This is a genomic window from Acidobacteriota bacterium (assembly GCA_016208495.1).
GTDB lineage: Bacteria > Acidobacteriota > Blastocatellia > Chloracidobacteriales > Chloracidobacteriaceae > JACQXX01.
In genome coordinates this window covers 1-6,904 of the sequence record JACQXX010000168.1, presented here as the reverse complement: position 1 = coordinate 6,904, position 6,904 = coordinate 1, and the positions used below count along the sequence as shown (strand labels likewise).

7 protein-coding genes and 1 CRISPR repeat array are annotated in these 6,904 nt (G+C 50.0%); all 7 genes read left to right on the top strand.

Translation table 11 applies throughout. The features are described 5' to 3' along the window. Window positions 1–895: 895 nt before the first annotated feature. The 7 genes from HY774_29345 (at window position 896) to cas2 (HY774_29315) (ending at window position 5,783) form a co-directional block, all read left to right on the top strand. Window positions 896–2,050, top strand: coding sequence for a tetratricopeptide repeat protein (locus HY774_29345; GenBank protein ID MBI4752617.1), 1,155 nt, complete (start codon window positions 896–898; stop codon window positions 2,048–2,050). After that, window positions 2,043–2,234 (top strand): hypothetical protein, encoded by a 192-nt coding sequence (locus HY774_29340; GenBank protein MBI4752616.1) that lies wholly within the window; start codon window positions 2,043–2,045, stop codon window positions 2,232–2,234. The genes HY774_29345 and HY774_29340 overlap by 8 nt, the downstream gene beginning before the upstream one ends. Before the next feature lie 187 nt (window positions 2,235–2,421). Further along, on the top strand, window positions 2,422–3,795 hold the full coding sequence (locus HY774_29335; protein ID MBI4752615.1) for a hypothetical protein: 1,374 nt from the start codon (window positions 2,422–2,424) through the stop codon (window positions 3,793–3,795). Continuing rightward, entirely contained in the window at window positions 3,792–4,082 is a 291-nt protein-coding gene (cas2, locus tag HY774_29330; GenBank protein MBI4752614.1) for a CRISPR-associated endonuclease Cas2, read from the top strand. Before HY774_29335 ends, cas2 (HY774_29330) begins: the two co-directional genes overlap by 4 nt. Window positions 4,083–4,103: 21 nt before the next feature. Then, entirely contained in the window at window positions 4,104–4,337 is a 234-nt protein-coding gene (locus HY774_29325) for a hypothetical protein (protein MBI4752613.1), read from the top strand. Window positions 4,338–4,384: 47 nt separating this feature from the next. Then, window positions 4,385–5,383 (top strand): CRISPR-associated endonuclease Cas1, encoded by a 999-nt coding sequence (gene cas1 / locus HY774_29320; GenBank protein MBI4752612.1) that lies wholly within the window; start codon window positions 4,385–4,387, stop codon window positions 5,381–5,383. 118 nt (window positions 5,384–5,501) lie between these two features. After that, on the top strand, window positions 5,502–5,783 hold the full coding sequence (gene cas2 / locus HY774_29315) for a CRISPR-associated endonuclease Cas2 (GenBank protein MBI4752611.1): 282 nt from the start codon (window positions 5,502–5,504) through the stop codon (window positions 5,781–5,783). Between the two features lie 353 nt (window positions 5,784–6,136). Further along, a CRISPR array of direct repeats spans window positions 6,137–6,845; the repeat unit is 37 nt; unit sequence GTCCGAAAGACCCTTAGACCTGGCCGGGGATTGAAAC. Window positions 6,846–6,904 lie beyond the last annotated feature (59 nt).

Here is a 6,904-nt window from a genome sequence, read left to right as displayed (position 1 = left end):
TCACTTCCGAGTCATTGACGGGAAGCGTATGGTCCTGAACACCTTTAGACCTGGCCGGGGATTGAAACGACGCTTGTGCCAAACGTGCCACCGGATGCTGCAGAGTCCTGAACACCTTTAGACCTGGCCGGGGATTGAAACGCCCCGGTTTGTCCTGTTTGGTTAAACCACAACACTTGTCCCAAGAACCTTTAGACCTGGCCGGGGATTGAAACCATCAGCTGGTAAGCTGTATCACCCTGAGCAACAACGAGTCCCAAGAACCTTTAGACCTGGCCGGGGATCAGCAATTCTTTGTTTGAATGGTTTCTCGAGTTCAAACCCAAAAAGATGGCGATTTGGAACACTTGGCGACTTCAACCAGGAGGGGAAAAGTCAAGAGTTCCGCCTTTAGGCGGGTTTGTCCCCCGAAGTTGGTCCCAAGGGACACTGGGACCGCCTATAGCAGTTTTCAGGTGAACGCAGTACACACATTTCTTGCATCCACAGGACTTCAAAGACATATTTGTCATTCGTTCATTTAAGAACTGCTATAAAGGCGGAACTCTTGACTCTTTTCATTTCCAAACAAAGAATTGCTGGCCGGGGATTGAAACGCCCCGGTTTGTCCTGTTTGGTTAAACCACAACACTTGTCCCAAGAACCTTTAGACCTGGCCGGGGAGTAACCTCAATTTTATGCCGCAATCATTGCGGCTTTTTTTGTGTCCAAAGAAACAAAAGGAACATAGGCCAGACCAGGTAAATGCAGATTTTTCATTACTTTAACCACACCATGAGAACCAATCCCAGGTTTCACTGACTCCAAAGCGTGCCTCTCAACTAGGTTGTCCAGAAAAAATATCGAGAAAATTCAGCTTTAATGTACCCACCTCAGAAGGACAAAGGAGGTGGATATGTACAGGTGGTTCCTCGGTATTGGAATTACCCTGGTGGTGATTCTGGTCTTGTTGATCGGTGGATTCCTGTTTTCAAATCTGTGGTTCTTTTTTGCGGTTAAGCACCGCCTGATGGTTGATTTCGGAATGTCGGAATCCATGGCCCGTGGCGTAGCAACCCTGATAACTTTGGTCGGATCAGGCTGTGTCAGAATGGTGTTTTCACTCGATTCTCAGAAAAGACGCCAGGGAATAGTACTGGCGGCGCTGTTTTTCGCGGGATATTCATTTTTGATCCATTTGTACCTGGATGGTTTTTATTACTCTCCATCGGGCGAACCCCGGAAATGGTATCTGGTCACTCCACAGGGAGACGTCCTGTTTTTCGACGCACCAGGTCGGGATCCGAAATTCGGAATCGAACTCAAGCCAGTTGAGTCACGCATCATCGTGGCCTATGACTGGATGAAGGGAGTGCGAACCCATCGGGGCACGGGACGGCCACTCCAGTTTTGTCGTGATCGAGGAAAACAAATTGAACAGTATGAGTCGCCGTTTCATCCGGTCACGGGTGAAATCATGTGTCTATGCTCTGAAGAGCAGATCCAGCAGTACACCCAGCAACGTGCCCAGCAAAATCTGCGGCAAAACGTCAAGACTATACTCGATCAAGCTCTGCTCCTGGCACAGTCCAAAAATTATGCTCAGGCACTGGAACTCCTTGCTCAAGCCCAACAACTTAGCCCGAAAGATCGCCGGGTAACGGGTGTGAAAAGTCAGATTCGTCGGGCAAGGGCCGTCCAGCATCGTCAATGGCTTGAAATGGCCCACCAGTATTTAGACAACCAGGCACTGCCAGATTGTTTACGTCTGGTCAATCAGGTTTTGGTGGACGACCCTTCAAATCAGGAAGCTCAGGCTTTGCTGGCCGAAACCCATCAATCGAAAGTGGGTTTTCAAGAGAAAGAAGCCCGCCTCAATGAATTATCAAGAAATGGGTTACAGGCTATGGCTGATAAAGAATTTGAACTGGCCGCCACTTGTTTTCGCGAAATTTTGAAGCTCGATCCAAACCGTCAATCGAGCCGTGAGTGGCTGCGCGAAGCTCTGGACCGCTTCAACGATCAGGCCCGGATGGCCCAATCTCAAATCAGGAGAGAAGGTGATGATTAATTTTTTTCTGTATGTGGTGCTGATTCTTATTGGAGGAAGCGGATTGGTTTATTGGTTTGTACCTTCACTGCGTCGCCATCCAAATCGGTGGATGTGGTTTGGCGTGGTACTCAACCTTGGAATTTTGGGATACATGGCCTGGAACTGGTGGGAGCAGCGTCACCAGGATGTCCGCCGGAAGTGAATTTGTCGAACAGATAAGTACCTTACCGAAAATTTCCAGACATTTTAACCACGAAAAACACGAAAAATACGAAAAGAATCAAATACTTACCAAACTCAATATCTCAGAAAACTTATGACGAGGTACTTAGCCAATCCTGCTTTTGAAACAAGCAAAATTAACGGTTTCCAGGAAAGGAGATGCCCTGATGATGAACTCAACACCCAATTCAACTGAACCTTCACGATTGCTCAGGCAAATTGCCGCTCTGGATTGGCTCTATCAGGCATGGCGCAAGGTTCGAGCCAACCGTGGCGCTGCCGGGAGCGATGCCCTTCACATCGCAGCCTTTGAGAAAAAGCTGTCTGAACATTTAACCGAGCTTTCCCGGAATCTGATCAACCGGACCTATCAACCCTTGCCCAATCGGTGGGTCAGTATTTCCAAACCGAATGGAGCACAACGCGAGTTGGGCATTCCGACCGTTCGCGACCGGGTTGCTCAACGAGCGGTGCTCGATGCCATCGAACCGGTGTTTGAGCGTCAGTTTCTGGATTGTAGTTTTGCTTTTCGGCAGGGAAGATCCATCCAAACCGCTATCCACCACCTGGTGATTGCTCGTGCCCAGGGGTACGTCTGGACAGTTGATGCGGATATTCTCGATTTCTTTCCGTCCGTGAATCATTCGCTGCTCTGTGCTGAGGTTTCACAAACCCTTGACGATCCCGATCTTTTAAAGCTGATTCGACTCTGGCTGGATGCCGGCGCGATGGAACCTCAGATCTCAACTCAACTGGGGATGCTTGAACGCTGCCAGTCAACGATTGCTCGGGCCCGACTTGGCCTGAGCGACACGTTGGGTTCGATGGCTGATGAATATGTCAATGACCGGCTTGGGGTTCCGGCTACGGGCTTTGAACCAGAAATGATGGAACCGCTTGATTCTCAGCCTGAAACTGTTGCCCTGACCGAATCAACCGTGGCGAAGCGGAGACAGGCACTCTTGCGTCGGTTTGTCGAAAATGGCGTGGTGGGGGCTCTGGCCGAAAGAGCGCTGGTTTCGCGGCTGGCTCTCCCAGTTCTGGGAATTGGTGGAGTTGCGGCGGCGGCACTCACCGTCGCTCCGCTGGTGTATCGGGCGATTCAATCCCGAGGCACCATTTCACGGGGGATTGTGCAGGGGTCGCCGATTTCTCCGCTACTGTCAAATATTTACCTTCATCCGGTAGATCAAGTTTTAACTGGAAAAGGAATGCGGTTCATTCGCTACTGCGACGACTTTGTCATTGCCGCTCAGACGAAAACCGAAGCGGCCAATGCCCTCCGGCTGGTGCGTCAGTCGCTCAAACAACGGCATCTTGGATTGCACCCCGAGAAAACCCGAATTGTTGGACCGGGTGAGGCTTTTGATTTTCTCGGGTACCACTTTGCTGCCGATGGGAACATTGTTCCTCCAGCCACGCTCCCAGCCGTCGTTGCCCAAACAATTGCCCACCACAGTGGAAATGCCGTCACGACAACGCGGCGAACGGTGGCTGGTTGGCTTGGGCAACTGGCTTCAAAGATTGGGGGAACCGAATGAACCTAGATTCAACGCTGTTTGTGGTGGCCTATGACATCACGGATGACCGTCGTCGAACCCGTCTTCATAAATTACTTTCAAAGTATGGAGATGGAGTTCAGTACAGTCTGTTTGAATGTTCAATTTCCCATTCCAGGTTTGACCAGCTTCTGGCGGAGGTGGAACGGGTCATTGAACCAGTGGAAGACAGTGTCCGGTATTACGAACTGTGCCGTGGATGCCTTCGAGCAATCAAGTCCATTGGACGGATGCCGGACCCAACCCCCAAAGCCGTCTTTCTTTTGTAATGCGAATGAAGAGTTGAAAAAATGAGCGGATTTGAACCCAGGAACTGGGCGGAAGGCACGCTAGCCCAGGGCGTTGCTTCCAATCTCCCACCCGGCCAGCCGCCGCCTATGGCGGCGGCTGGCCGGGTGGGGAAAATCCTGGATCTGACCCACATCCGGTGGTGGCGCGTCCAAAGCGACGCTGACCACCGGCTCACTTTACTCCATCCCTTTGGGATGAGAACAAAAACCATTTCAACCCTTAACTGGTACTGACTACTGACTACAAACTGGTACAACATTGCTTCATCGGAGGAACGCCAATGGCGACTTTGTATTTAACCGAGCAGAACACAACACTCCATAAAGAACAAAACCGGCTCGTGGTCAAATACCAGGATACGGTTTTGGCTTCCATCCATGAATTCAAAGTTGAGCGAGTCGTCGTGGTTGGCAACGCTCAACTCACGACCCAGGTGATGAGTTTTCTGCTGGACCATGGAATTGATACCGTTTTTTTAAGCATTCACGGCAAGCTCAAAGGGCGACTGGCGCCGCTGGAATCAAAAAACGTTTTGCTTCGGCTGGCACAGTTTGAACGGTTTCGCAGCCCTGACTTTGCGATTGGCCTGGCTCGGGAGGTTGTCATGGCCAAAATTGCCAACTCCGCCCGTGTCCTTTCCAGGTACCAACGAAACCATTCCGAAACCAAATTTTCCGAGGCGCTCACCGCTCTGGAATTAATGCTGAGACAAGCTGGCCGAACTGGGAGTCTGGATGCCTTGCGTGGTGTTGAAGGCCAGGCTGCCGCCGTCTATTTTCAAGTTTTTGGGGGAATGCTGCGCAATGGACTGACGTTCGACAAACGAACCCGCCGTCCGCCGAAAGATCCTGTCAATGCAATTCTCAGCTTTGGATACACGTTGCTGTATCAAGAGGCAATTTCGGCGACCGCTTCGGTTGGGTTTGACCCGTATGTTGGCTTTTTTCACGGAGTTGACTACGGTCGGTGTTCACTGGCGCTGGATTTGATCGAAGAATTTCGCGCCATGACCATTGATCGCCTGACAACCAATGTCTTTAACCTTGGGGTTTTATCTCCGAAAGATTTTGTGAAATCTGAGGAAGGCGGGGTACTGCTCGATTCTCCAGGCCGGAAACGGTTTCTGGGCGAATATGAGCGTTTGATGACGACGGAATTTACAAATCCATCAAATGGCCAGCACACTTGCTTTCGAAAAGCATTGCACGAACAAGCTTTGGCTTTGCAGCGAGCTGTTCTTCAGAATCAAAAGTATACGCCATTTCAAGAGTGGCATTAGACGAGATCAGGCTATACCATTTTGGAATGATGATGTCGCATTAGCAAATAGCTAAATCATTGAAAAAATTGAATTTCCCTGACCCCTGACCCCGATGCCCTGACCCCAAATTGGTATTATGTCCATGTTTATCGTTGTGGCCTATGACATTTCCGATGACCGGCGACTGAAACGTACAGCAGCCGTGATGGAGAAGTATGGGGTTCGTGTCCAGCGAAGCATTTTTGAATGCGTCCTCTCTCAAAAAAAATTCGATGAGCTGGTTATGGACCTGAAAGGAACGGTCAATCGCCGGGTGGACAAAGTACGGATCTATCGTTTCTGTCGCTCCTGCCAGAAAAATACCGGCACACAGGGGCAGAGTTGGGGAGAGCCACACCTTGATGTTTTGATTATCTAAGATTTCCAGGGTTCAGCGGGTTGGAAATAGTTAAAGTTTCCAGTTGTGGCTTAGGTAGAGTAAAGTATTGATAGGTATAAATTTAACTCGTTAATCAACCTCAGAAAATGATTGACTTTCGCCTGATCTCAAGCTACTGTAGTCAGGTCTCAATCACTCTTTTCGGGCTAACCTCAAAATCCCTCAAAATGTCCCAGGTTAGCCCAAACCTGTAACTCTAATTCAATCAACCAGTTTCCTTGAAAATTGATGATTTGAAGCCTGTCGTAACCCCGCAAGGAAAACCTGCGGAAGGCAGGTTAGCCGAACGGGTAGTTTAAGTGGTTGTTTTTAAAAGAGTTAAAATAGCCACTGTCCGAAAGACCCTTAGACCTGGCCGGGGATTGAAACAAAAAATGAAACATCCATCAACCATAGTCATGTTTCATGGTCCGAAAGACCCTTAGACCTGGCCGGGGATTGAAACGGTTTGGTTGTTTTGCCGATTTCGCGCGCTCTTGAAACGTCCGAAAGACCCTTAGACCTGGCCGGGGATTGAAACGTGAAAGGATAGCTGCTTGAAGCAGGTCATCCTTTGTGTCCGAAAGACCCTTAGACCTGGCCGGGGATTGAAACACTCAATAGAATAGGTTCTTAGAAGTTCACCTTCTGCGTCCGAAAGACCCTTAGACCTGGCCGGGGATTGAAACACGATCCCTGTTACCTTGCCTCTCTTCTCGACGTAAGTCCGAAAGACCCTTAGACCTGGCCGGGGATTGAAACCTCCCAGGAAAACCACGATGGCTACCACGGCGGTAACCGTCCGAAAGACCCTTAGACCTGGCCGGGGATTGAAACCGGGTTGCAACTTGGCTAACTCTTGAAACTTCGGCGAGTGTCCGAAAGACCCTTAGACCTGGCCGGGGATTGAAACCGGTGAGCAATGCGAAAATGGGTTTGTCATAACCCCGTCCGAAAGACCCTTAGACCTGGCCGGGGATTGAAACTCCACTGCGACCATTTGGGCGTAGTCGATACCGGGGTGTGTCCGAAAGACCCTTAGACCTGGCCGGGGATTGAAACACTCAATAGAATAGGTTCTTAGAAGTTCACCTTCTGCGTCCGAAAGACCCTTAGACCTG